Annotated in this window: 21 protein-coding genes; 4 read left to right on the plus strand and 17 right to left on the minus strand. The window is 68.9% G+C overall.

All coding sequences use genetic code 11. From position 1 onward, the window contains the following. The first annotated feature begins 264 nt into the window (after positions 1-264). Positions 265-4,575 (plus strand): VaFE repeat-containing surface-anchored protein, encoded by a 4,311-nt coding sequence (locus tag ACPPVW_RS00365; RefSeq protein WP_426624594.1) that lies wholly within the window; start codon positions 265-267, stop codon positions 4,573-4,575. Positions 4,576-4,644: 69 nt separating this feature from the next. Here ACPPVW_RS00365 and ACPPVW_RS00370 read toward each other — a convergent pair whose 3' ends face one another. The 4 genes from ACPPVW_RS00370 to hflX all read right to left on the minus strand — a co-directional run bounded on the left by ACPPVW_RS00370 (position 4,645) and on the right by hflX (position 10,182). Next, positions 4,645-4,995, minus strand: a complete 351-nt coding sequence (locus ACPPVW_RS00370) for a metallopeptidase family protein (protein WP_426626346.1) — start codon at positions 4,993-4,995, stop codon at positions 4,645-4,647. 102 nt (positions 4,996-5,097) lie between these two features. Then, a complete protein-coding gene (gene metE / locus ACPPVW_RS00375; protein ID WP_426624595.1) occupies positions 5,098-7,452 on the minus strand; it encodes a 5-methyltetrahydropteroyltriglutamate--homocysteine S-methyltransferase in 2,355 nt (784 codons plus the stop codon). Beyond that, the gene (locus tag ACPPVW_RS00380; protein ID WP_426624596.1) at positions 7,449-8,414 is read right to left on the minus strand and encodes a methylenetetrahydrofolate reductase; all 966 of its coding nucleotides are present in this window, start codon (positions 8,412-8,414) and stop codon (positions 7,449-7,451) included. The genes metE and ACPPVW_RS00380 overlap by 4 nt, the downstream gene beginning before the upstream one ends. Positions 8,415-8,670: 256 nt before the next feature. Continuing rightward, positions 8,671-10,182 carry a GTPase HflX gene (gene hflX, locus ACPPVW_RS00385; RefSeq protein WP_426624597.1) on the minus strand — a complete coding sequence of 504 codons (1,512 nt, stop codon included), beginning with the start codon at positions 10,180-10,182 and terminating at the stop codon, positions 8,671-8,673. Between the two features lie 86 nt (positions 10,183-10,268). Between hflX and ACPPVW_RS00390 the strand changes: the two genes are divergently transcribed. After that, positions 10,269-10,889: a class I SAM-dependent methyltransferase gene (locus tag ACPPVW_RS00390; protein WP_426624598.1), complete on the plus strand. Its 621-nt coding sequence runs from the start codon at positions 10,269-10,271 to the stop codon at positions 10,887-10,889. 31 nt (positions 10,890-10,920) lie between these two features. Here the strand turns inward: ACPPVW_RS00390 and dapF are convergent, their stop codons facing one another. The 13 genes from dapF to dapA all read right to left on the minus strand — a co-directional run bounded on the left by dapF (position 10,921) and on the right by dapA (position 24,967). Next, complete coding sequence (dapF, locus tag ACPPVW_RS00395) at positions 10,921-11,799, minus strand: diaminopimelate epimerase (RefSeq protein WP_426624599.1); 879 nt, start codon at positions 11,797-11,799, stop codon at positions 10,921-10,923. Between the two features lie 9 nt (positions 11,800-11,808). After that, complete coding sequence (miaA, locus tag ACPPVW_RS00400) at positions 11,809-12,747, minus strand: tRNA (adenosine(37)-N6)-dimethylallyltransferase MiaA (RefSeq protein WP_426626347.1); 939 nt, start codon at positions 12,745-12,747, stop codon at positions 11,809-11,811. Between the two features lie 170 nt (positions 12,748-12,917). Further along, on the minus strand, positions 12,918-14,525 hold the full coding sequence (miaB, locus tag ACPPVW_RS00405) for a tRNA (N6-isopentenyl adenosine(37)-C2)-methylthiotransferase MiaB (RefSeq protein WP_426624600.1): 1,608 nt from the start codon (positions 14,523-14,525) through the stop codon (positions 12,918-12,920). 91 nt (positions 14,526-14,616) lie between these two features. Continuing rightward, a complete protein-coding gene (locus tag ACPPVW_RS00410) occupies positions 14,617-15,510 on the minus strand; it encodes a RecX family transcriptional regulator (RefSeq protein WP_426624601.1) in 894 nt (297 codons plus the stop codon). A 48-nt stretch (positions 15,511-15,558) separates the two neighbouring features. After that, on the minus strand, positions 15,559-16,632 hold the full coding sequence (gene recA / locus ACPPVW_RS00415) for a recombinase RecA (protein WP_426624602.1): 1,074 nt from the start codon (positions 16,630-16,632) through the stop codon (positions 15,559-15,561). A 231-nt stretch (positions 16,633-16,863) separates the two neighbouring features. Further along, the gene (locus ACPPVW_RS00420; RefSeq protein ID WP_426624603.1) at positions 16,864-17,088 is read right to left on the minus strand and encodes a DUF3046 domain-containing protein; all 225 of its coding nucleotides are present in this window, start codon (positions 17,086-17,088) and stop codon (positions 16,864-16,866) included. 64 nt (positions 17,089-17,152) lie between these two features. Continuing rightward, on the minus strand, positions 17,153-17,464 hold the full coding sequence (locus tag ACPPVW_RS00425) for a helix-turn-helix domain-containing protein (RefSeq protein ID WP_055915450.1): 312 nt from the start codon (positions 17,462-17,464) through the stop codon (positions 17,153-17,155). 181 nt (positions 17,465-17,645) lie between these two features. Continuing rightward, positions 17,646-18,164, minus strand: coding sequence for a CinA family protein (locus ACPPVW_RS00430; RefSeq protein ID WP_426624604.1), 519 nt, complete (start codon positions 18,162-18,164; stop codon positions 17,646-17,648). Further along, the gene (gene pgsA / locus ACPPVW_RS00435; protein WP_426624605.1) at positions 18,151-18,777 is read right to left on the minus strand and encodes a CDP-diacylglycerol--glycerol-3-phosphate 3-phosphatidyltransferase; all 627 of its coding nucleotides are present in this window, start codon (positions 18,775-18,777) and stop codon (positions 18,151-18,153) included. The genes ACPPVW_RS00430 and pgsA overlap by 14 nt, the downstream gene beginning before the upstream one ends. Before the next feature lie 5 nt (positions 18,778-18,782). Further along, entirely contained in the window at positions 18,783-21,593 is a 2,811-nt protein-coding gene (locus ACPPVW_RS00440; protein WP_426624606.1) for a DNA translocase FtsK 4TM domain-containing protein, read from the minus strand. 94 nt (positions 21,594-21,687) lie between these two features. Continuing rightward, positions 21,688-22,179 (minus strand): N-acetyltransferase family protein, encoded by a 492-nt coding sequence (locus ACPPVW_RS00445; RefSeq protein WP_426624607.1) that lies wholly within the window; start codon positions 22,177-22,179, stop codon positions 21,688-21,690. 62 nt (positions 22,180-22,241) lie between these two features. Further along, a complete protein-coding gene (locus ACPPVW_RS00450; protein ID WP_426624608.1) occupies positions 22,242-23,918 on the minus strand; it encodes a ribonuclease J in 1,677 nt (558 codons plus the stop codon). A 71-nt stretch (positions 23,919-23,989) separates the two neighbouring features. Then, a complete protein-coding gene (gene dapA / locus ACPPVW_RS00455) occupies positions 23,990-24,967 on the minus strand; it encodes a 4-hydroxy-tetrahydrodipicolinate synthase (RefSeq protein ID WP_426624609.1) in 978 nt (325 codons plus the stop codon). Positions 24,968-25,087: 120 nt separating this feature from the next. On the opposite strand from dapA, the gene ACPPVW_RS00460 reads away from it, so the two are divergent. Together ACPPVW_RS00460 and ACPPVW_RS00465 are read left to right on the plus strand one after the other, a co-directional pair. After that, positions 25,088-25,513 (plus strand): TlpA family protein disulfide reductase, encoded by a 426-nt coding sequence (locus tag ACPPVW_RS00460; RefSeq protein WP_426624610.1) that lies wholly within the window; start codon positions 25,088-25,090, stop codon positions 25,511-25,513. A 2-nt stretch (positions 25,514-25,515) separates the two neighbouring features. Next, entirely contained in the window at positions 25,516-26,031 is a 516-nt protein-coding gene (locus ACPPVW_RS00465; RefSeq protein ID WP_426626348.1) for a DUF4395 domain-containing protein, read from the plus strand. The last annotated feature ends 15 nt before the right edge of the window (positions 26,032-26,046 follow it).

Here is a 26,046-nt window from a genome sequence, read left to right on the forward strand (position 1 = left end):
CGTCGAAGAAGACGAGCGCCTTCCGCGCGCCCGCCGACGACCGACCATCCATCGTGGCAAGTTGACACCTCCGCATTCTTGATGTCAATATTTCACCAGTTGCAGGAGCGCGACAGCTTCGCGGTTGGACCCCTACACGCAGTTCCGATCCGCGAAGACCAGCCGAGCATGAGCTCGGTTCTCGGCGGTGAGAAGCACTCGTCCAGGTCGAGAGCCGGAACCAGCACAGTTCGCAGCACTCCTCGAGATTGAGGACGATCAGTTATGAACTTCCCCCCAACGGCCACCCCGTGCAGCGAAGGCTCCGGCCTCCCACACGATCCCGGACGTCACCGGCGCCCGCTCACCTCGACAATCGCGGCGCTCGTCGCTCTCCTTCTCGGGTTCGCCACACTGATCGCGGGAGGCGCACCCGCTCAGGCCGACGAGCGACCGCCGATCATCACCCTGGCCGAGTTCCGGTCCTCCGAGAACGGCGCGGCGATCACTTCGGCGGACGCGGGGACCGCTGGTGGCCTGTACATCGAGTACGACCTCGACGCGAAGGGCTACAAGAGCGGGGACACACTCCAGTACGTCCTTCCCCACAACTTCAACCCGTCGGCGCCGAACAACACGACCTTCACCTTCGAGGCCGTCTATGAAGGCGTCAGTCATCGGATCGGGACGGCGACCTACTACGACCGGAAGATCCTCGTGGTCCTCAGCGCCGGCGTCGAAGAGCTCGACGGCATCCACGGTCACTTCTGGATCGGCGGATCGTATTGGGGAACGGAGGCCGAACCGGACCTGACGCTCAACCCGGGAACCGCCAATGCCTACACGATCCGGATGACACGCCTCGGCGGCCCGGGCACCCCCGGAGTCGGCCCTCTGCCGGAGCACGGCAAGTACGCGTCGTTCAAGGACGGCAGCAACAACACGGTCATCAAATACGCCGTCGGCGTCAACTTGGACTCGCGCCGCGCGTTCGTCGCGGGTTCCGTGGTCGCCGACAGGGCGAACGGCCTCATCGTCAATCCGGCGACGCTCACGGTCTCGGTTCGCAACCCCACCACGACCCTCACCCCGGGCCAGGACTACACCGCGGACTTCTTCGCCGACGGAAGCGGCTTCACCATCACCCTGCTCACCGACATCCGCGACGAGTTCTGGCTCACGTACGAAAGTTCAGTGTTCGAGGTGGCGGACGTCTACCGCAACGACGTGACAGCCACGATCCCCGGAAACCCGGGGGGCGGCGATGCATTCGGGCATGACGTCGATTGGACCGACATCTCCGGTTCCGCGGCGGGCCACCTCCGCGATCTGACTCTCGTCAAGAAGGACCAGGACAGCCACGAGCCGCTCGCGGGCGCGGTCTTCGACCTGTATCGGAAGATCGACGGCTCAGACCGTCTCCTCCGGACGGGCCTGACCACGGGCGACGACGGAAAGCTCGTCGCGAAGGACCTGCTGTCGGGCGAGTACACGCTCGTCGAAGTCACGCCTCCGACCGGCTACACCGCCGTCGCGGGTGTCGACAGGATCTCGGTGACGCTGCCGCCGCAGCAGTCGGCCGACGTGGAGGTCGATTTCTACAACAAGATGGAGGCGATTCCGCCCGGCGCCGTCGAGCTGATGAAGGTCGATGGCAGCGACGCTCCGCTGGCGGGGGCCGAGTTCACGATCCACGACGACACCGGAACTCTCCTCAAGTCTCGAATCACGGACTCGGATGGCGCTCTGAAGTTCTCCCACCTCGCCCCCGGCACGTATACGGTCACGGAGACGAGAGCTCCGGACGGTTTCGACATCTCGGCGGAGGCTCGCGCCGGCTACCGCGTTACCGTCGTGTCCGGCGAGACCGCCCGGGTGAGGGGGTCCGGCTCAGGCGGGACGGTCGTGAATTTCCCCACTCAGAACGCACCGGAACCGACCGTGCAGACCTCGGCGACGAACAAGGCGACGGGCGGCAAGCGCCTTCCTGCTGCCGGTGGAACGGTCTCGGACCTGGTCACCTACACCGGACTGGTGCCGGGACTGACCTACACGCTCCGCGGCGAGCTGATGGACAAGGCCACCGGCGCATCGACGGGGATCACGGCATCCACGCAGTTCGTCCCGCTCGCCCCGGACGGCCAACAGACCCTCGACTTCATCGTGGGCAACGGTCACGCCGACAAACGCGTGGTCGTCTTCGAGCGACTCTTCGCCGAGGTGGACGACACGAACCCGATCGCCTCCCACGAGGACATCGACAGTGACGAGCAGACCATCACGATCGACTCCCCGCCGGCAGTGCAAACGACGGCGACGAACAAGGCGACGGGCGGCAAGCGCCTTCCTGCTGCCGGTGGAACGGTCTCGGACCTGGTCACCTACACCGGACTGGTGCCGGGACTGACCTACACGCTCCGCGGCGAGCTGATGGACAAGGCCACCGGCGCATCGACGGGGATCACGGCATCCACGCAGTTCGTCCCGCTCGCCCCGGACGGCCAACAGACCCTCGACTTCATCGTGGGCAACGGTCACGCCGACAAACGCGTGGTCGTCTTCGAGCGACTCTTCGCCGAGGTGGACGACACGAACCCGATCGCCTCCCACGAGGACATCGACAGTGACGAGCAGACCATCACGATCGACTCCCCGCCGGCAGTGAAGACGACGGCGACGAACAAGGCGACGGGCGGCAAGCGCCTCCCCTACATCGGCGGCACCATCACCGACATCGTCGCGTACACTGGGTTGACGACGGGCGCGCAGTACACCCTGGTCGGTCAGCTGATGGAGGCCCACACGGGCCGCGCAGTACCGGGATCGAGCCGGAGCATCACGTTCACCCCGGCTGCAGCGAGCGGCATGCAGGCGCTGGACCTGACCGTGCCCGCCGGCCACGCAGGCACGAAGATCGTGGTCTACGAGTACCTGTACGCCGAAGACGGCACGACCCTGGTCGCCGAGCACACCGAGCTCGGCGATGCCGGGCAGACCGTCACCATCGACGCGGATCCGACGATCGCGACCACCGCGACGAACCGGGACGACGGCTCGCACACCCTTCCCTACGACGGAGGTGTGATCACCGACGAGGTGCGGTACACCGGACTCGTGCCCGGTGTGCAGTACACGATTCGGGGTGAGCTGATGGACAAGGCCACCCGACGGAGCGCCGGCATCCGTTCCGCCGACCACCAGTTCACACCCGTGTCGGCCTCCGGAACGGTGTCGATCGATTTCACGGTGGACTCCTCGTTCGCGGGCAGGACTCTGGTCGCTTACGAGTGGCTGTATCGCGGTTCCTCGCTGGAGGCGCAGCACACCGACATCGACTCCGTCGAACAGACCGTCGTAGTCGCCGCGACGCCCACGATCGCGACCACCGCGACGAACGGTGACACCGGCGACAAGACGCCTCTGCTCTTCGACGGGGGCGTGGTCGTCGATGAGGTCCGTTATACCGGGCTCACCCCTGGCCAGACCTACACGATCAGAGGTGAACTCATGGCGAAGGAGGTGGACGAGACCACCGGGCAGTCGGCCGTGATCGCCACCGGCATCGTCGCCGAGGCCCCGTTCCAACCGGAATCGGCCGACGGCTCGGTCAGCCTCGAGTTCGAGGTCGACGGTTCGCACGCGGGTACGATGCTCGTCGCTTTCGAGAAGCTCTTCGACGCCGACGGGAAGCTCGTCGCCCAGCACGAGGAGATCGAGAGCACGGAGCAGACCGTCACCGTCGGCGCGGTTCCGAGCCTGGCGACGACCGCGACGAACAAGGACGACGGGGGAAAGCTGCTGGAGTTCCAGGGCGGCACGATCACCGACGTCGTCGAGTACACGAACGTGATCCCCGGCGTCGAGCTCACCCTCGCAGGTGAATTGTTCGACAAGGCGACGGGTGAGTCGATGGGCATCACCGCAACGCGGACGTTCGTCCCCGACACCGCCGCCGGCTCGATCGAACTGGACTTCGTGGTGCCGTCCGGCTTCGCGGGTACGCGCCTGGTCGCTTTCGAGACGCTGAAGGAACGCGCGCGCGTCATCGCCACGCACCACGACATCGACAGCGAGGAGCAGGCGGTCGACGTCCGCTCGCAACCCACCGTCAGCACGAGCGCAGCCGACGGTGCGGATGGGGACAAGCAGCTCGCCGAGCTCGGCGGCACGGTCGTCGACACCGTCTACTACACGGGACTGATCCCCGGACGTGAGTATGTCGTCAACGGCGAGCTCATGCGCAAGGCGGACGGCACGTCGACCGGTCTGACCGCCTCGCGCACCTTCGTGCCGACAACCGCCGACGGTGCCGTCGATCTCGAGCTCGTCGTTCCGGCCGGCTACCGGGACACCTGGCTCGTCGTCTTCGAGACCGTGCTCGACTGCGACCTCGTCGTTGCGGAGCACACCGACATCGAGAGCGAACCGCAGACGATCTTCGTGGACCACTCCCCCGAGGTCGTCGCCCCCGCGGGGATCGCCTCCACCGGTTCGAGCATCCTGGGGCCGCTCGCCTGGGCGGTGTCACTGCTCGCCGCGGGCAGCGCGGGCCTGCTCACAGCGATCCGTCTCCGGAACCGACGCGCCATCGGATAACCGCCGAGCACAGGAAAACCGTCGTGATCCTCGGCAGATCACGACGGTTTTCCTGTGCTCGCGGGCCGCTCAGGCCCAGCCGAGTTCCTGGAGGCGCGCGTCGTCGAGGCCGAAGTAGTGGCCGATCTCGTGCACCAGGGTGATCCGCACGCGGGCGCGCAGCTGCTCGACGGTCTCGCAACTGGCCTCGAGGTTGTTGCGGAACAGCGTGATCCGGTCGGGCAGCTCGCCGAACCCGTAGACGCCGCGCCGGGTCAGTGGGTGCCCGGAGTACAGTCCGTACAGCCGCGGACGCGCCCCGGGAGGCTGGTCGGCGATCAGGATCGCGACGTTCTCCAACGGGCGCACCATGTCGTCCGGCAAGCCGTCGAACACCTCGTCGACCAGCCGCTCGAAGTCGTCGTCCGCCATTCTCACGATGAACCCCGTCGCACCATGGGCCCATCATCGCCGAAGGCACGACGTCGCGCCGCCCCGTCCGCGCAGAGCGGAACGAGGCGGCGCGACGTGCGAACGGCAGGATCAGGCTGTGACGCCGGCACGCTCCCGCACGTCGCGGGTCGCCGCGATGATGTTGCGCAACGACGCGACCGTCTCGTCGTAGCCGCGTGTCTTCAGGCCGCAGTCCGGGTTCACCCAGAGCTGACGGCCCGGGATCGCGCTGAGTGCCGTCTCCAGCAGCTCCGTCACCTCGGCGACCGAGGGCACGCGCGGCGAGTGGATGTCGTAGACGCCCGGGCCGATCCCGTGCTCGAATCCGGAACGCTGGATGTCGTGGACGACCTCCATGCGACTGCGGGCCGCTTCGATGCTGGTCACATCCGCGTCGAGGTTGCGGATCGCGTCGATCACCACGCCGAACTCCGAGTAGCAAAGGTGCGTGTGGATCTGGGTCGCGTCGACGACACCGGAGGTCGCGAGCCGGAACGAACCGACCGACCACTCGAGGTAGTCGTGCTGGTCGGCGCGCTTGAGCGGCAGCAGCTCACGGAGCGCGGGCTCGTCCACCTGCACCACGCGGATGCCCGCGGCCTCCAGGTCGGCGATCTCGTCCCGGAGGGCGAGCGCGACCTGCCGGGCGGTCTCGCCGAGCGGCTGGTCGTCGCGCACGAACGACCAGGCGAGGATCGTGACCGGGCCGGTGAGCATGCCCTTGACCGGCTTCTCGGTCAGGCTCTGCGTGTAGGTCGACCAGTCGACCGTGATCGGCTTCGGACGCGAGACGTCGCCCCACAGGATCGACGGGCGGGTGCAGCGCGATCCGTACGACTGCACCCAGCCGTTCTGCGTGACCGCGAACCCGTCGAGATTCTCGGCGAAGTACTGCACCATGTCGTTGCGCTCGGGCTCGCCGTGCACGATGACGTCGAGGCCGATCTCCTCCTGCAGGTCGACGACACGCTTGATCTCCGCCTGCATGCGGCCGAGGTAGTCGGCCTCGGTGATGACGCCCTTCGCGAATTGCGCGCGCGACCGGCGGATGTCCGCGGTCTGCGGGAACGACCCGATGGTCGTCGTCGGCAGGAACGGCAGCTGGAGGGCCGCGTCCTGCGCCGACTGACGGGATTCGTAGGAGCCGCGACGGAAGTCCGCTCGGGTCAGCGCCGCCTCGCGCGCCCGGACGGTCTCCACGCGGACACCGGGCGCGGCGGCGCGGTCGGCGAGAGCGGCGCTGGCCGCGCTCAGCTCGCCCTGGATCGCCTCATGGCCGTCGACGATCCCGCGCGCCAGCACGGCGACCTGCCCGACCTTCTGGTCGGCGAACGCCAGCCATGTCTTCAGGCGCGCGTCGAGCTCCGGCTCGTCGTCGACGTCGTGCGGCACGTGCAGCAGCGAGGTGGAGGTCGACACCGCGACGTCCGGGCTGAGCGACAGCAGTGCGGTCAGCTTGCCGAAAGCACCCTCCAGGTCGCCGCGCCAGACGTTGTGGCCGTCGATCACGCCACCCACCAGCGTCTTGCCTGCGACCGCGGAGGCCGTCGCGGCGTCCAGCCCCGTCGGAACGGTCCCACGGACGAGATCGAGCGAGATCGCCTCCACCGGGGCGGTGGCGAGCACGGGCAGCGCGTCGTCGAGTGCCCCGTAGGGAGCGGCGACGAAGATCGCCGGGCGGTCGGCGGCGCCCCCCAGGTAGGCGTACGCAGCACGCGCCGCTTCGAGCACGGCCTCCCGCGGCTCGTCGATGCTCTCGGAGACGAGGGCGGGCTCGTCGAGCTGCACCCAGGGCGCGCCGGCAGCGGAGAGCCGCGCCAGCATTTCGCGGTAGACCGGCACAAGGTCGGCGAGCCGCGACAGCGGACGGAAGCCCTCTGGCGCTTCGTCGCTCGCCTTGCTCAGCAGCAGGAAGGTGACGGGTCCGACGATCACCGGACGGGTGACGAAGCCGGCCGCGCGCGCCTCCTCGAATTCGCGCACGATGCGGTCGGACGCGAGCCGGAAGGCGGTCTCTTGGCCGATCTCGGGAACGAGGTAGTGGTAGTTGGAGTCGAACCACTTGGTCATCTCCAACGGCGCCTTCTCGCCCTCGCCGCGGGCGATCGTGAAGTAGCCGGCCAGGTCGACCGAGCCGTCGGCGGCGGCGAGCTCCGCGAACCGCGACGGGATCGCCCCGACAGTCACCGCGGCGTCGAGCACCTGGTCGTAGAAGCTGAAGCTCTCCGGGATCGCGGCGTCGTCGCGGCCGAGGCCCAGCGCAGCGAGACGCTCGCGGGTCGCCGCCCGCAGCCCGGCAGCGGTCGCCTCCAGCTCGTCAGCGGTGATATCGCCGGCCCAGAAGCTCTCAACGGCCTTCTTGAGCTCGCGGCGACGGCCGATCCGGGGGTAGCCGATGACGGTGCCCACCGGGAAGGCGGAGCGTGAGGTGGTGGTGTCGGTCATGCGTGTTCGCTTTCCTTGGTGGTGGGTGCGGTGGTCGGTGCGGTCGGCAGCAGCCCGATCCTGTCGAGGACCGACAGCACGGCCGCGTGCTGGTTGAAGGTGTAGAGGTGGAGGCCCGGAGCGCCGCCGTCGAGCAGCCGCTGCGCCAGGCGGGCGGCCCAAGCGATCCCGATCTCGCGCTGGCCGTCCTCGTCCGGCTCGACTTCGAGCTGGATCGCGAGGTCGCTCGGGAGGTCCTCGCCGCTCAGCTCGAGCATGCGCGCGAGCCGGGCGGGCGACGTGACGGGCATGATCCCGGGCAGGATCGGGAAGGTCACGCCGGCCTCCCTCGCCCGCTGCGCGAACGACAGGTAGTCCTCGGCGTGGAAGAACAGTTGGGTGATGCCGAGGTTCGCGCCGGCGGCCTGCTTGGCGAGCAGCGCGTCGATGTCCTGCGACACCGAATGCGACGATGGATGACCGTTGGGGAACGCGGCGACCGCGATCTGCACGTGCTCACGGTGGTTCAGAACGGTGCGGGCGGGCAGCCCGGGCACCGGCAGCTCGCCGTACGGCACCCGCTCGGCCTGAACGCGGTGGATGAGCTGCACCAGCTCGGCGGAGCTGCGGATGTCACCCAGGCCGTCGTCGCCGGGCGGGAGGTCGGCGGGCGGGTCGCCGCGCACCGCGAGGAACCGGCGGACGCCCGCATCGAGGAACTCGCGGATCAGCCGGTTGGCCTCCACGTGCGACGACCCGACGCAGGTCAGGTGCGCCATCGGGCTCACGTCGGTGTGCTCGAGGATGTAGCGCAGCACGTCCAGCGACGACGCGCGCGATGAGCCGCCCGCGCCGTAGGTGACGGAGATGAAGTCCGGGCGGGCGGCCGCCAACAGGTCGATCGTCGCCGGCAGGGCCGCGGCGGCGCGGTCGGAGCGCGGCGGATACAGTTCGAAGGAGAACCGCGCGTCGGTACAGTCCATGGTTCCTCAGGTGTCGATCAGCTTCTCGGACACCCCGCGCCGGCCGGCAGCGGACGCTGCTGCAGGAGAGTACGGGGCGGGCGGGTGCCGGGCTCGGCTGTCGCACCACGTCAGCGGTCGCCCGCTTCGGTTGTGCAGTCACGGTAGCAACGCAGAAGGCCGAGCGGAACCCCACTGCGTCATCCAACGACACAGAGTGTCCGCCCGGCCTTCGTCGCGTGCTGCGGAGGTCGTGCGCGGCCGCGCTGCACCGTGACTACACGGCGAACGGCTCGTAGACGGCCTGGTACTCCGGCATGATCCGCGCGCGCACCCGGGTCCCGTCCTCGACGTACTCCGTCGAGAGCACGCGGCCGCGCTCGTGCAGCGCCGAGATCAGGTCGCCGCGGTCGTAGGGCACGACCAGCTCGACCTCCACCGAGGGGTCCGGCAGCAGCCGCGCGATCGCCGCGAGCACCTCATCGATGCCCTCACCCGTGCGTGCAGAGGCGAAGATCGCAGCGGGCTCGAGCCCGCGCAGCACCAGCCGATCGTCGGCCGGGATGAGGTCGGCCTTGTTGAAGACGACGATCTCCGGGATGTCCCGCGCGCCGACCTCCCCGACCACATCGCGGACGGTCGCCAGCTGCGACGCTGGGTCGGGGTGCGAGCCGTCCACCACGTGGAGGATGACGTCGGAGTCGGCGACCTCCTCGAGCGTGGAGCGGAACGCCTCGACCAGCTGGTGCGGCAGGTTGCGCACGAATCCGACCGTGTCGGCGAGCGTGTACAACCGGCCGTCGGCGGTGATGCTCCGGCGGACCGTCGCGTCCAGCGTCGCGAACAGAGCGTTCTCGACGAGCACGCCCGCCTTCGTGACCCGGTTCAGGAGGCTGGACTTGCCCGCGTTGGTGTATCCGGCGATCGCCACCGACGGCACGGAGTTGCGGTTGCGGTTCGCCCGCTTCGCCTCGCGCGCCGGCTTGAACCCGGCGATCTGCTTGCGCAGCTTCGCCATCCGCGAGTGGATGCGACGGCGATCGAGCTCGATCTTCGTCTCACCAGGCCCGCGCGATCCCATGCCGGCACCGACGCCACCCACCTGGCCACCGGCCTGGCGGGACATCGACTCACCCCAACCGCGTAGGCGCGGAAGCAGGTACTCGAGCTGGGCGAGCTCGACCTGCGCCTTGCCCTCCCTGCTCTTCGCGTGCTGGCTGAAGATGTCGAGGATCACGGCCGTACGGTCGATCACCTTGACCTTCACCACGTCTTCGAGCGCACGCCGCTGGCTGGGCGCGAGCTCGGTGTCCGCGATCACGGTGTCGGCGCCGAGCGCCCGGACGATCCCCGTGAGCTCCTCCGCCTTGCCGCGGCCGAGGTAGGTGCTGGGGTCCGGGTGCGGTCGCCGCTGCAGGAGGCCGTCGAGGACGGCGGCGCCCGCCGTCTCGGCCAGTGCCGCGAGCTCGCGCAGCGAGTTCTCGGCGTCCTGCTGGGTTCCCTGCGAGTACACGCCGATCAGCACCACGTTCTCGAGGCGCAGCTGCCGGTACTCGACCTCCGTTACGTCCTCGAGCTCGGTGGAGAGCCCGGAGACGCGGCGCAGTGCCGCGCGCTCCTCGCGGTCGAACTGCTCGCCGTCGTGGTTGCCGCCGCCGGAGTCGTTCTCCTGGAGCGCTTGCGCGCCCCGGCCGAAGAGCGTCACCGACGCCTTGTGCTGCTCAGTCGCGAGCACCCGCGCGACGACATCGTCCGTGGTCCGCTCGTCGAATTCTGTTCGTTCAGTCATCCATGTTCCCTGTTCCGGGTCGGGTCAACCCTAGCTCGTCGTGCTGCTGTGTTTGTCTGTCGGTCCGCGTCCTGTACGGTCCTCTTATGGCCAGCGGAGATCACTATTTTTCCCCGGCGCCCGAAAGTGAACTGAACCTGCGGCCGTTCACCGCGCGCCTGGTGGGGCAGACGTACGAACTGGTGACGGCGAACGGGATCTTCAGCCCCGAGCGCATCGACATGGGTACGCGAGTGCTCCTCGACCATCTCCCCTCTGCGCCGCCGGGAGGTCATCTTCTCGACCTCGGCAGCGGCTGGGGGCCGTTGGCTCTCACACTTGCTCTCGAATCCCCTCATGCGACCGTCTGGGCGGTCGACGTCAATACCCGAGCGCTCGACGTGGTGCGCAGGAACGCGCAGAAGCTCGGTCTCACCAACGTAAACCCTGTGACCCCGGATGATGTTCCCGAATCCGTGGAATTCACCACCATCTGGTCGAATCCCCCCATCCGGGTCGGCAAGAACGAGCTGCACGACATCCTGCAGCGCTGGCTTCCACGGCTGGAGCCGGGCTCCGATGCGTGGCTCGTCGTGCAGCGCAACCTCGGCAGCGACTCGCTGCAGCGCTGGATCCAGGCGACGATGCCCGAGCTGACGACGACACGGGCAGCCATCTCCAAGGGGTACCGCGTGCTGCGGAGCCGTCGGCCGCGGGCTCAGGCCTGAGCCTGGCCGTGACCCTGCACGGGGAGCCGACTCAGGCGAGGTCGAGCGTTCCCGTGTAGACGAGCTCGGCCGGGCCCGAGAGCGCGACGTGCTCGCCGTCTTCGGTCGGGAACATGCGGACGCCGACCGTGCCGCCAGGAACCTCGACGCGCCACTGGTTGGGCGCCCCTTCGCCGGCCCAGTACCGCACAGCCAGCGCTGCCGCTGCCGCGCCCGTGCCGCACGAGAGCGTCTCGCCGCTGCCCCGCTCGTGCACCCGCATGCGGATGCGTCCGACGCCATCGCTGACGAGCGGCTCGAGCGGCACCACGAATTCGACGTTCGCACCGTTCTCGGGCTGCGGCTCGATATGCGGGATGTAAGCCAGGTCAGCGGCCTCCAGCTCGGACTCGTCGGCGACCGCGACGACGATGTGCGGGTTGCCGAGGTCGATCCCGAGGCCGGGGCGGGCGACCGCCAGCTCTTTGGCGCGCACGAGCGGCTCGCCGCCGTCGAGCGCCCACCGGCCGATGTCTACCTGGAAGCCCGTGAGGTTGCGCTGCACGTCGCGGACGCCCGAGCGCGTGCCGATCGGGAGGGTGTCGCCGTCGGCGAGCTCAGCGAGTCCGGACTCGAGCAGGAAGCGCACGTACACACGGATGCCGTTGCCGCACATCTCGGCGTCGGACCCGTCGGCGTTGTAGTAGTCCATGAACCATTCGGCGCCGTCGTCCTCGGCGAGGGCCTCGGCCCCCTCGGGGAGGTGCGTAGAGCGCACCGCCCGGATGACGCCGTCGGCGCCGATGCCGAAATGGCGGTCGCAGATCGCGGCGACCTGCGGCGCCGACAGGGGCAGACGGCCGTCGGGGTCGGAGTAGAGCACGAAGTCGTTGCCGGTGCCCTGACCCTTGGTGAAATGGAGCGTCGCCATCCTCACAGCCTACCGAGTCAGCATATCCAGTGCTGAGCCGATGAGCTGCGGATCGTCGTAGTCGAGCCAGTAGAGGTCGTCGTAACGCTTGAACCAGCTCACCTGCCGCCTGGCGTACCGGCGCGTGAGCTGCTGCGTGGCCGCGATCGCCTCTGCCCGATTCATCTCGCCCTTCACCTCGGCGAGGGCCTGCGCGTAGCCGATCGCGCGGCGCGCCGTCACGCCTTCTTCGAGTCCGAGCGGGATCAGCCTCCGCACCTCGTCGGTGAGCCCGGCTCGCCACATCCGCTCGACCCGCTCGTCCAGCCTTCGCACCAGCTCGTCGCGAGGCGCGGCGAGGCCGAGGAGGACCGCCCGCCGCCAGAGCTGCGGGGTCTCGGGCAGCGAGCCGCTCACGGGCACGCCGGTGAGCTCGGCGACCTCGAGCGCGCGCACGATGCGCCGTCCGTTCGCCGATCCGATGCGCTGCGCCGCCCCCGGGTCGAGCGCGGCCAGGCGCCGGAAGAGCATGCCGGGACCGTGCGCCGCGAGCTCCGCCTCGAGGCGCGCCCGAAGCTCAGGATCGGTGACCGGGAACCGGAAGTCGAAGAGCACGCTCGACACGTACAGCCCGGACCCGCCCACCAGGATGGGAGTGGCTCCCCGGGACAGAATGTCGCCGATGGTCCGCCGCGCCTCCGGCTGGTAGCGGGCGACGGTGGCCTCGTCGGTCACGTCGAGGACGTCGAAGAGGTGGTGCGGCACCCCCCGCCAGTCCGAGGGCGGCAGCTTCGCGGTGCCGATGTCCATTCCGCGGTATAGCTGCATGGCGTCGGCGTTGACCACCTCGGCCGCGCGACCGCGCTCACGAAGCGCTTCCGCGAGCGACAGTGACAACTCGGTCTTGCCCGTGCCGGTGGCGCCGACGATCGCGACGATGGCGGGAGCCGCGGCCTCGGGGGAGGCGATGGGCGCGGTGACCGACTCGGTGACCGACGCGGACGTCGACGCCTGGCACGCGGCCGACCCCGCAGCCGGATCGACGACGGCTGCGATCGCGGATCCTCCCTCGACACCGACACCGACACCGAACGCGACTGCCGGTTCAGCGCCAACCGCCGTCCGAGGCGCGTCGGCGCTCAGCGCTGGCCGTCCGACGGGTCGTAGATCGGCATGGTGCCGACGCCCGGCGATGTGAGCGGCTCGCGCGCGCGAAGAGTCGGCAGGCCCAAGGAGACGGGCCCGGCACCCGAGGCCGACGACCCGCCGTGGACGGGTACCGCGCACGACTCCGCTTGCGCGCGGTCCCACGCGTCGCCGGCACGTGTCCGGCGGATCGACAGGGGTGCGCCGTCGGCGCTGTCGGCGATCAGATAATGCGGCGCGGCCTGCGTGACCCGAACCGTGACGACGTCGCCTGGGCGCGGGCTCTCCGAGGCGGCCGGCAGGTCGAAGTGGACGAGTCGGCTGTCGGGGGCGCGTCCGCTCAGGCGGTGCGTGTCGGCGTCCTTGCGACCCTCGCCGTTGGCGACGAGGAGCTCGACCTCCCGTCCGACGAGCCGCTCGTTCTCTTCGAGCGAGATGCGCTCCTGCAGGGCGATCAGGCGGTCGTAGCGCTCTTGGACGACCTCCTTGGGCACCTGATCAGCCATCGTGGCTGCGGGGGTGCCGGGGCGGATCGAGTACTGGAACGTGAACGCCGACGCGAACCGTGCCTGCTCGACGACCCGCATGGTCTCCTGGAAGTCCTCCTCGGTCTCGCCGGGGAAGCCCACGATGATGTCCGTGCTGATCGCGGCGTCCGGCAGCTTGGCGCGGACGCGGTCGAGGATCCCGAGGAACTTCTCGGAGCGGTAGGACCGGCGCATCGAGCGCAGAATCCGGTCGGAGCCGGACTGCAACGGCATGTGCAGCTGGGGCATGACGTTCGGCGTCTCGGCCATCGCGTCGATGACGTCGTCGGTGAACGCCGCGGGGTGCGGGCTCGTGAACCGGATGCGCTCCAGCCCCTCGATCTCGCCGGCCGCGCGCAGCAGCTTGCTGAAGGCCTGACGGTCGCCGAACTCGACGCCGTATGAGTTGACGTTCTGACCGAGCAACGTCACCTCGATCGCGCCGTCGTCGACCAGGGCGCCGATCTCGGCCAGTATGTCGCCGGGGCGGCGGTCTTTCTCTTTGCCGCGTAGCGACGGGACGATGCAGAAGGTGCAGGTGTTGTTGCAGCCCACCGAGATGGAGACCCAACCGGAGTACGACGAGTCTCGCTTGGTGGGAAGCGTCGAGGGGAACGTCTCGAGCGCCTCGAGGATCTCGATCTCCGCGGCGTCGTTGTGGCGCGCGCGCTCGAGCAGACCGGGAAGCGACCCCATGTTGTGCGTGCCGAACACCACGTCGACCCAGGGCGCCTTCTCGAGAATGACGTTCTTGTCCTTCTGTGCGAGACAGCCGCCGACGGCGATCTGCATGCCTGCGTGCCGGCGCTTGACGCTGGCGAGATGCCCGAGGTTGCCGTAGAGCTTGTTGTCGGCGTTCTCGCGCACTGCGCAGGTGTTGATGACGACGACGTCCGCCTCCGCGCCGTCGGCGGGGATGTAGCCCGCCGCCTCGAGGGAGCCGCTGAGACGCTCGGAATCGTGAACGTTCATCTGGCAGCCGTAGGTGCGCACCTCGTACGTGCGGGCGTGGCCCTCTTCGGTCAACGCGGCCGGGGACGGCGAGAAGGTTCGGGGGTGCTCGACGGTGCTCATAATGCGTACGATTCTACGTTCGACCGCAACCGGAATCGAACGGCCGGCGCCCGGACCCGCGCTGCTCGACGCGCACCAGCTGCGACCGCATCTATTGGAACCGGACCCCGCCGCGCCGCTCACGCGTCGCGAACGCCGCCTCCATCGCCTGGCGCATGACCGAGGAACCGTACCCCTTGCGGGCCAGAAATCCATGGAGCCGCCTGCGCGCCGTCTCGTCGTCGTAGGAGGACAGCTGCCCGATCCGCTTGACGGCCAGCTCTGTGGCGCGTTCCAGCTCGTCTTCGTCAGCGATGTCGGCGAGTGCACCCTCGATCAACTCCGGCGCGATGTGGCGTCGCCTCAAGTCGAGTTCGATCGCGGAGCGCCCGAGACCCTTGCGACTGTGCTGCGCGAAGGCCAGGGTCGCCGCGAGCGACGCGTCATCGATCACGCCCATCGCCTCAAGCTGGTCGAGCTCGGGCGCGAACACCTCAGGAGCGATCTCGCGCTTGGTCAGCAACTGCTCGAGCTCCCAGCGCGACATGCCGCGCCGGGCGAGCTGCCGAACGGTGAGCGCCGTCGTCTTGCGGGCGAACCGCTCGGTCTCTTCGTCTTCGACGTCGGCCACGACCTCTGACGCACGGCCCGGATCAGTGGCCCAGGTGTTGTTCCACCGCTCCGTTGACTCCCCGTCCGAGGATGCGGCGGGAACAGCCGCGCCCTCGTCACGCGAAGACGCTCCCGGCAACTCGACGAGAGGTCGAGCGGCCCCCGTCGGCGACGCCTTCCGGCGCTCCGGCGACACCACTGCACGGCGCAGTGGCGTAACCGGAGCGAGGCGCTCACTCGGCTGAGGCTCGCTCGCGCCCTGCTCGCCCGTGCCTTGCTCGCCCGTGCCTTGCTCGCCCGCGCCTTGCTCGCCCGCGCCTTGCTCGCCCGCGCCTTGCTCGCCCGCGCCCGAGTCACCACCCGGGTGCGGTTCGGAGGGAAACCTCACGACCATGGTGTCAGCCTCCTCGACAGTGTCGGATGTTCAGCGACGATGACGGGCTCACGCCCCCTTGCGGGCCTGCAGCTTCTCTTCCAGAGAATCGACCGTCGCGGCGGGGGCTGCCTCTGCGTTCGGGTCGGCGATGACGCCCAGCTTGATCAGGATCTTGTTCTCGATCTCCGCTGCGATGTCGGGGTTCGCGATGAGGAAGTTGCGCGAGTTCTCTTTGCCCTGCCCGAGCTGGTCGCCCGCGTACGTGTACCAGGCGCCCGACTTCTTCACGAGGCCGTGCTCCACGCCGAAGTCGAGGAGGCTGCCCTCGCGGGAGATGCCGACACCGTAGAGGATGTCGAACTCGGCCTGCTTGAAGGGCGGCGCCATCTTGTTCTTGACGACCTTGACCCGGGTGCGGTTTCCGACCGCGTCGGTGCCGTCTTTCAGGGTCTCGATACGACGGATGTCGAGGCGGACTGACGCGTAGAACTTGAGCGCCTTACCACCGGCCGTCGTCTCGGGGCTGCCGAAGAACACACCGACCTTCTCGCGCAGCTGATTGATGAAGATCATCGTCGTGTTCGTGGAACTCAGCGCACCGGTCAGCTTGCGGAGGGCCTGCGACATGAGGCGGGCCTGGAGGCCGACGTGCGCGTCGCCCATCTCGCCCTCGATCTCGGCGCGCGGCACGAGTGCGGCGACGGAGTCGATCACGATCAGGTCGATCGAGCCGGAGCGGACCAGCATGTCGGCGATCTCGAGCGCCTGCTCACCGGTGTCGGGCTGCGACACGAGGAGCGCGTCGATGTCGACGCCGAGCTTGCGGGCGTACTCCGGGTCGAGCGCGTGCTCGGCGTCGATGAACGCCGCGATGCCGCCGGCCCGCTGGGCGTTCGCGATGGCGTGGAGAGTCAGCGTGGTCTTACCGGAGGACTCCGGACCATAGATCTCGACGATGCGACCACGCGGGAGCCCGCCGATGCCCAGCGCGACATCGAGCGCGATCGACCCGGTGGGGACGACCTCGACGGGGGCGCGTTCGTCGCTGCCCAGTCGCATGACCGAGCCCTTGCCGAACTGACGATCGATCTGGGCGAGTGCGGTTTCGAGAGCCTTCTCGCGGTCTGCGGGTGATGGCATTGCGGTTCTCCTTCGTGGGCTTCGCTGACGAGTTCGACTCTATGGTCGACCGCCGACACTCCGGGCGTCGGCCGTCTGATTCGTGGACAACTCGTTTTCGATTGCCGCTGTGAAGGAGTTTACTCAGATCCGAACATATCTTCGAGCGATTCGAACCGGCGTGTCGCCTCGGTGGAGCTCAGGGCAGCGTGGAGCTCGCGGTGGAGCTCCAGGGCGAGCTTGCGAGCGAGGTCACCGTTTCGGCGCTGGCTTCCCCGCGCCGTACCAGTGCGACTGCGGGACGCCCGCCTCCCGGCACAGTGCGATCCACACCTCTCGCGGAAGGATACCGACGCGGAGCGCCTCCTGCGCTGTGCGGCCGCCCAGTTCGGGGAGCACGAGGTCGGTCAGCAGCGCCTCTCCGTAGCCGGAGCCGAACTCGTCGACGACGGCGCGCTGGAACTCGCTGAGCTTCATGGATTCACCTTAAACGAGTGACGCCCCGCATCGTGCGGGGCGTCCTCGGGCTGTCGTTGGTCGTTCAGCGGGCGACGAGGTTCGCGTCGAGCGCGGACACGAAGTCGTCCGGGATGGTGTCGGGGATGACGGGCTCGAGCCCCTCGAGGACCGCAATGCGGTCGCCGACCTCGCGCATGATCACCGAGACCGGCGTCTCGAGAGCGTCGGCCACCGACGCGAGAATCTCGCTCGAGGCCTCTTTCTGGCCGCGCTCGACCTCGCTCAGATAACCGAGGGCGACACTCGCCTTGCTCGCGACCTGGCGCAGTGTGCGGCCCTTCTGGAGGCGGAAGTCCCTGAGCACGTCGCCGATTTCCTGACGTACAAGAATCATTTCGGAGCCTCCTTCTTCTACCCTGCCGACGTAATGAATGGATGCCAACTGTACCGCACCCATGTCAGTCACGATATCCACGACGACTGGGCTTTTGTTGTGAATGCAATCACCTGTAACGAGACTGCAACCCGGGCTATTCCCCCGGCCGCGGATGGCTGTCAGCGGCTCCCCGAGCGCGTCAGCGGACGGCGATCCCGAGCTCCACGGCGAGCTCGCGCACGGCCTGCGCGACCGTCTGGGCGCGGATCGACTGCCGGTCGCCGGAGAGGGTGAGCTCGATCGCGCGTGCTCCCGCGGCCGACGCGATCCCGACGTAGACCGTCCCGACCGCACGCCCGCTCTGCGGGTCCGGCCCGGCGACTCCCGTCGTCGAGACGCCGAGGTCCGCAGCGCGACCGGCGACCGCCAGACGCGTGCGTGCGCCCGCGGCCAACTGGCGGGCGACCTCCGGGTGCACGGGTCCCTCGCGTTCGAGGAGGTCGGCCTCCACCCCGAGCAGGGAGTGCTTGAGCTCGGTCGCGTAGACGATGACGCCGCCGAGCACGACGGCGGAGGCCCCGGGCACCCGCGTGAGCTCGGCTGTGAGCCCGCCTCCGGTGAGCGACTCGGCGGTGGCGAGCGTCAGGCCGCGTTCGGCCAGCGCTCGGACGACCCGGAAGGTGCGGTCTGCCGCCGCGACGTCGTCAGGCCCCGGCACGCTTGAACCTCCTGCCGCGGTACGCCTGCCAGAGGTAGTCGAATCCGGTCACCACGGTGAGCACGACAGCGGCGGTCATCAGGATGCCGTTCACCCAGAAGATCCAATCGCCCACGATCGTCCACAGCGGGAACAGCGCGAACGAGATCGCCACGGACTGGACGATCGTCTTGAGCTTGCCACCGCGCGACGCGGCGATCACACCCTGCCGGATGACGACGAAGCGGTAGATGGTGATCCCGATCTCGCGCACCAGGATGACGATGGTGACCCACCAGGGCAGCTCGCCCAGGATCGACAGCGACACCAGGGCGCCCCCGGTCAGGACCTTGTCGGCGATCGGGTCGAGCAGCTTGCCGAGATCGGTGACCAGGTTGTTGCGGCGGGCGATCGCGCCGTCCACGCCGTCCGTCGCGATGGCGAGGACGAACAGCACGGCGGCCGTCCAGCGCAGGGGGCCGTCGGCGCCGGCGTCCGCGAGCAGCATCCAGATGAACACCGGCGCCAGGACGATCCGCACCACGGTGATGAGGTTGGGCACATTCCAGTTGCTCGCGCGATTCGCGCTGCCGCCCGCCGCGGCGGGCGGCGGCGGCGCGTCGTGTACCGACATCGCGGTCACTCCCTGCCGGTCAGCTGCCAGGCGTCCTCGTCCGAGTCGCCGTCCACCTCAGCATAGCCCTCGGTCATCTCTGCGACAGGGTCGGCTCCGTAGCGATCGCCCTCGTCGTCGGCGCTCGCTGTGACCGGCTGCGCTGCCGCAGCGGGCCGCGCCGGCGGCTCCTCCCCGCGCAGCCGGGCGAGCACCTGCGCCAGCTGCTCGGCCGTGACGAGCACGTCGCGCGCCTTGGAGCCCTCGGACGGGCCGACGATCTCGCGCGACTCCAGCAGGTCCATCAACCGGCCCGCCTTGGCGAAGCCGACGCGAAGCTTGCGCTGGAGCATCGACGTCGACCCGAACTGCGACGACACGACGAGCTCGGCCGCGGCGAGCAGCAGTTCGAGGTCGTCGCCGATGTCGGCATCGATCTGCTTCTTCTCGGCGCCTACGGTGACGTCCTGCCGGTAATCCGGCCGCGCCTGCCGCGTCACGTGATCGACGACCTTCTGGATCTCGTCTTCGTTGACCCAGGCACCCTGCACGCGCAGCGCCTTGGAGGCGCCCATCGGCAGGAACAGCCCGTCGCCCTGGCCGATCAGCTTGTCGGCGCCCGGCTGGTCGAGGATCACGCGGGAGTCGGTGACGCTCGTGACGGCGAACGCGAGTCGGGACGGCACGTTCGCCTTGATGAGACCCGTGACCACGTCGACAGACGGACGCTGCGTTGCCAGCACCAGGTGGATCCCGGAGGCACGGGCCAGCTGCGTGATGCGCACGATCGAGTCCTCGACGTCGCGCGGGGCGACCATCATGAGGTCGGCCAGCTCGTCGACCACGACCAGCAGGTACGGGTACGGCTTCAGCTTGCGCTCGCTGCCCTCCGGAAGCACGATCTCGTTGTTCACGACGGCCTTGTTGAAGTCGTCGATGTGACGGAAGCCGAAGCTCGCGAGGTCGTCGTAGCGCATGTCCATCTCTTTGACGACCCACTGGAGGGCCTCCGCGGCCTTCTTGGGGTTCGTGATGATGGGCGTGATGAGGTGCGGGACACCGCCGTAGATCGTGAGTTCGACGCGCTTCGGGTCGATCAGGACCATGCGCACCTCGGAGGGCTTCGCGCGCATCAGCAGGCTGGTGATCATCGAGTTGACGAAGCTGGACTTGCCCGAGCCGGTCGAACCCGCCACCAGGAGGTGGGGCATCTTGGCCAGGTTGGCGACGACGAAGCCGCCGCCGACATCCTTGCCGACGCCGATGGTCATCGGGTGGGTGCTCTTGGCCGAAGCCGGCGACCGGAGGATATCGCCAAGGGAGACGATCTCGCGGTCGCTGTTAGGGATCTCGACACCGATCGCGCTCTTGCCCGGGATGGGCGAGAGGATGCGAACCTCGTTGCTCGCCACCGCGTACGAGAGGTTCTTGCTCAGCGCGGTGACGCGCTCCACCTTGACGCCGGGGCCGAGCTCGATCTCGTACTGCGTCACCGTGGGTCCGCGCGAGTAGCCGGTCACCTTGGCGTCGACGCCGAACTGCGTCAGCACCTCGGTGATGGCGGCGACGATCTCCTCATTGGCGCTGGAGCGGACCTTGGCCGGGGTGCCTGCGGAGAGCATCGAGGCCGACGGGAGGTTGTAGGGCGCCGTCGGCTGCGGGGGGTCGTCGGCCGACACGGTCTCGTCGAAGTCGTCCGCTCCTGCTAGGAATCCCGGCAGGACGGCGGGAGCGGTCGCGACGGCGGGAGCGGTCGCGACGGCGGGAGCGGTCGGGACGGCCGCCAGGGCGGTCGGGGGCGCCTCGCCGGTAAAGGCTTGCAGAGCGGTCTCGGCGTTCGCGAGCTCACCCAGGACCTCGGTGTTGTAGTGGTCGCTCGCGGGGTCGGGCTCGAGCGCGGTCGCGAACTCGCCCTTGCCACGGGTCGGAGTGCCGAAGACCTCGGTGAGGTCGGCGGGCGCCTCGTAGTCGGGGTCCTCCTCGCGCTGCGACTTGTTGCGTCGCCACCAGGGCAGGTTCGTCTCGTGCGTGTCGTCTTGGTCGTCGATGCCGTCGAGCTCGACCTGCTTGGTCTTCGCCTCTTTGGCGGCCTCCTTGGCCTCTTGCCGCTCTTCGTCGGTCGCCAGCTGCGCACCGAACAGGTAGGAGTAGAGCTCGCGGATACGCGACGGCAGCTTGTTGGGCGGCGTCTTGGTGATGATGAAAAGGCTGAGGATGAGCAGCAGGATGATCACCGCACCGGCGCCGACGGGCGTGATCAGCCAGGACAAGGGGGCTGCGATCAGCCACCCGAGCACACCGCCCGCCTGGGCGAGGGAGGCCATGCCGTCGCTCGGCGACGGGCGCTGGCTGAACAGGTGGCAGAGGCCGGAGACCATCAGGAGCAGGAGCCCCAGGCCGATCCCGATGCGCGTGTTGTCGTGGACCGACGAGGGATGGCGGAACAGCCAGGCGGCGAAGACCACCATGACCACCGGGAGTGCGAAGGAGACACGGCCGAAGAGCATGCCGAAGGTGTAGGCGTCGAGAGTGCGGGCGATCTGGTCGTTGATCAGGAACCACTCGACCACAGCACCGGCGATCGCCAGCAGCACGAGGAAGAACGGGAAGCCGTCGCGACGCTCCTCTTTGGCGAGCTTCTCGGGTCCGAGCGCCCGGAAGAGGCCGCCCGTGAGGTGCGCCAGCCCCATCCAGGCGCGCACCAGAGGGCTCGGTGCGTCCGCCGCCGGGTAGGCGACCGTCTTCTGGGCAGCGGTCTTGGCAGCCGGCTTGCGCGGGGTCGATCCGTCGCGCCCGGAGTTCCGGGACCGCGATGTCGACTTGGTGCTCGTAGCCATAGGCCCAACGGTACTTCTCTCCTCCGGCACGGGCCGTCACACGCGCCTGGATCGGGGAAAATCGCGCCCCGGGCCGCCGCTGTGAGGGAGTCGCTCAGCGCACGGCGCGGACCATCGTGTCCGCGGTCAGCCGCGACTCGACCGTCACGTAGCCCTCGCTCACGTACAGGCGCTGGGCGAAGTTGCTGCGCTCGACGCTGAGGCTCAGGCGCGCGGCACCGGAGGCCGCAGCCGCCCGGCCGATCTCCTTCAGCAGAGCCCGCCCGACGCCTCGGGCCCGCCACTGCGGGTTCACGCCGAGTGTGAGCTCGGGAACGCCGACCCCGACGAACCCGCTCCCGGGCACGTTCGCGGGGAACAGGCGCGCCCAGCAGGCTCCGACCGCCGACCCGTGCGTGTCCACCGCCACGCAGCCGAAGTCTCCCGGACGCTTCCAGCCCGCGATGTAGCGCATCACGTGCGGATCGTCGAGCACCGTGACGCGCGGGCGCACCCGCGGCGAGTTGCCGTTCGCGGCCTCCACCAGCATGTCGGCGAGGACGCGCGCGTCGCCGTCGTTCGCCGGTCGGATGCGGAACGCGCTCATGGCTGCACGCTACTCGCCAGGATGTTTCCGGCGGGTGACGTCTGCCTGCGATCGCTCCTCAATCACGCCTCGATGACCAGCGGGACGATCATCGGGCGACGGCGGTAACTGGTGTTGACCCAGCGGCCGACCGTGCGTCGCACGATCTGAGAGAGTGCGTGCGAGTCTCGCACCCCGTTGTGCGCGGCGTCGGTGAGGGCCGCGGCGATCTTGGGCTTGACGTCGTCGAACACCGCGTCGTCTTCCGCGAAACCGCGGGCGTGGATCTCCGGACCGGTGACGATCCGCCCGCTGGTGGCCTCCACGACGACGATGATGGAGATGAAGCCCTCCTCGCCGAGGATCCGGCGGTCTTTGAGGTCGGCATCGGTGATCTCGCCGACGCTCGACCCGTCGACGTAGACGAAGCCCAGATCGAGCTGACCCACGACGCGGGCGACGCCGTCGCGCAGATCGATGACCGAGCCGTCGTCGGCGACGATCGTGTTCTCCTCGGGCACCCCGGTGTCCATCGCGAGCCGTGCGTTGGCGACGAGGTGACGGTACTCCCCGTGAACCGGCATCGCGTTCTTGGGCTTGAGGATGTTGTAGCAGTAGAGCAGCTCACCCGCCGCGGCGTGACCCGAGACGTGCACTTTGGCGTTGCCCTTGTGGACGACGTTGGCGCCGAGCTTGGTGAGACCGTCGATCACACGGTAGACGGCGTTCTCGTTGCCCGGGATGAGGCTGGAGGCGAGGATCACCGTGTCGCCGTGGCCGATCTCGATCTGGTGGTCGAGGTTCGCCATGCGAGCCAGCACGGCCATCGGCTCGCCCTGCGAGCCCGTCGACATGTAGACGATCTCGTCGTCGGGCAGGTCGGCGGCCTTCTTGTAGTCGATGAGCACGCCCTCCGGCACCTTGAGGTAGCCGAGCTCGGCGGCGATGGTCATGTTGCGCACCATCGAACGGCCGAGCAGCGCGACGCGACGGCCGTTGGCGGCCGCGGCGTGGAGGACCTGCTGCACGCGGTGGATGTGGCTTGAGAAGCTGGCGACGATCACGCGGCGCGGCGCCCGCGCGATCACATTGTCGAGCACCGGGCCGATGGACCGCTCGAGCGGCGTGAACCCCGGCACGTCGGCGTTGGTGGAGTCGGCCATGAAGAGGTCGACGCCCTTCTCGCCCAGCCGGGCGAACGCGCGGAGATCGGTGATCCGGTCGTCGAGCGGCAGCTGGTCCATCTTGAAGTCGCCGGTGTGCAGCACGACACCGGCCGGCGTCGTGATGGCGACGGCGAGCGCGTCGGGGATGGAGTGGTTGACCGCGACGAACTCCAGGTCGAACGGGCCGAGCCGCTCGGTGCGCCCCTCCTTCACCGTGAGCGTGTACGGCTGGATTCGGTGCTCCTTGAGCTTGGCCTCCACCAGCGCGAGCGTTAGGCCTGAGCCGATCAGCGGGATGTCCGGGCGCAGCTTGAGCAGGTAGGGCACCGCGCCGATGTGGTCTTCGTGGCCGTGCGTCAGCACGACGCCGAGAACGTCGCCGAGGCGGTCGCGGACCGGGGCGAAGTCGGGCAGGATCAGGTCGACGCCCGGCTGGTCCTGCTCGGGGAAGAGCACGCCGCAGTCGACGATCAGGAGCTTGCCTTCGAATTCGAAGACGGTCATGTTGCGGCCGATCTCGCCGAGGCCGCCGGTGGGGATGATCCGGAGCGTTCCCGGTTCGAGGACCGGTGGGTCGGAGACGAGGTTGGGCATCTGCCCTCCAATTTCAGGTGTTGACGTGCGTCCGGGCGCGTGCCCGGGATGGATCCGGCCGCAGTGCGGCCTTAGCGTGTGGTCCCGGCGATCTTGGGAAGCGCACCGCCGGCAGCGGCGTTGCGATCGGGCCGGAAGTTGGAGAAGTCGACGCCGGGGATGTCGCGGACGAGGTCGAGCTCGTCCTCGATCTGAGCGGCCTCCCACTCCTCTGGTCCGACGAGCGGGAGTCGGACCCGCGGGCTCGAGATGCGGCCGAGGCCGTGGAGGATGTACTTGGCAGCGACCGTGCCCGGCACGTGGGTCATCACGGCGCGAACCAGCGGCTCGAGCTTCTGGTGGGCGGCGGTCGCGGTGGCGAGGTCGCCCGCGTTCACTGCGTCGACGATCTGGCGGTAGGGCGTCGCGGCGATGTTGGCGGTCACGCCGATGAGGCCTGTCGCGCCGATGGCCAGGTGTGGGAGCACATTGGAGTCGTCGCCCGAGAAGTACATCAGGTCGGTCTGGTTGAGCACCCGGCTGACCTCGCTGAAATCGCCCTTGGCGTCTTTGATCGCGAGCACGTTGGGGTGCTTGGCGATGCGCAGGATGGTCTCGTACCTGATCGGGATGCCGGTGCGACCGGGGATGTCGTAGAGGATGACCGGGAGGTCGGTGGAGTCCGCGATCATGCGGAAGTGCGTCAGCACGCCCGCCTGGGTGGGCTTGTTGTAGTACGGCGTGACGATCATCACGCCGTCGGCGCCGGCCTTCTCGCTCTGCTTGTAGAGCTGGATGGCGTGTGCGGTCTCGTTCGAGCCTCCACCGGTGATGATCTTGGCCCGGCCGCCCGCGACCTCTTTGCCGACCTCGACCAGGCGCAGCTTCTCGTGATCGGTGAGGGTGGAGGTCTCCCCCGTCGTGCCGGTGACGACGATGCCGTCTGCTCCTGCTTCGATGACGTCGTCGATTTGCTTCTCCACGCCGGCCCAGTCGACTTCGCCGTCGGCGGTGAAGGGGGTGACCAGGGCGACGAGCACCTGGCCGAAAGGGTTCTGGGGAGAGGCCATGGCATCAAGGCTATCGGGTCGGACGAGGCGACCGCCTCCCCTTGCACCGCCTACGGCGTCGTCATCTTCGGACACATTGCCTGCGCCGCTGCCGGCTGGGCGCGTAAGGTCGCCCGCACCATGACCGCTCCGGCCGCGCTCCTCACCTTGCTCGCACTCGTCGCGCTCGCGACGGGGCTCGGGATGGTGTGGAAGGCGCGCACCGGCCGGCTCCGTGCCGCTGACGGCGATGCCCACGTCTCGGCCGCCGACCTCGGCGCTGCGGAACTGGGGTCGCGGGCGACGCTCGTGCAGTTGTCCACCGCGTTCTGCACACAGTGCCCGGCGACGGGGCGGGTGCTGAACGGGATCGCCGCGGAGCACGACGGAGTCGAACACCTGGACGTCGATCTCACCGTGCGCCCGGAGCTCGCGCGTCGGTTCGACGTGCTGCAGACCCCGACCACCCTGCTGATCGACGGCCACGGACGCGTCCGGGGCCGGATCTCCGGCGCCGCGCGCCCCGCAGACGTCCGCAGCGCCCTCGACCGCATCCTCACGGAGTGACCATGCCAGTGAACCCGGACCAGCAGCCACAGCCGACCCCGCAGCCGACCGCCACCGGCGAGCGCGCCGGAATCGATCCCCGGTCGCCCCGCTTCGGAGCCGGCATCACAGCCGTCCTCCTGCTGGTGGACATCTTCCTCGCCCTCCTCGGCTCGACGACGGCGGCGGCCGTGCTGCTCTTCGTCATCGCGCTGCTCTTCGCGTGGGGCGCCTTCGCGGGTGTGCGGCGCCATCCGTACGGCGCGCTCTACCGCGTCGCCGTACGGCCGCGACTGGCCCCGCCCAGCGAGCTGGAGGACCCGGCGCCGCCCACGTTCGCACAGGGCGTCGGGCTGGTCGTCACCGGTCTCGGCCTCCTGCTCTTCGCGTTCGGCGTGACGATCGCCGTGCCGGTCGCTGCCTCCCTGGCCTTCGTGGCGGCGTTCCTCAACGCGGTCTTCGGCTATTGCCTGGGCTGCCAGATCTACCTCCTGCTCGTGCGAGCAGGCGTCATCCGGAGGCCCGCGGCAACGGCCTGAGCGCACGAAACCGGG

The sequence above is a fragment of the Leifsonia sp. McL0607 genome, from assembly GCF_049993355.1.
Lineage (GTDB): Bacteria > Actinomycetota > Actinomycetes > Actinomycetales > Microbacteriaceae > Leifsonia.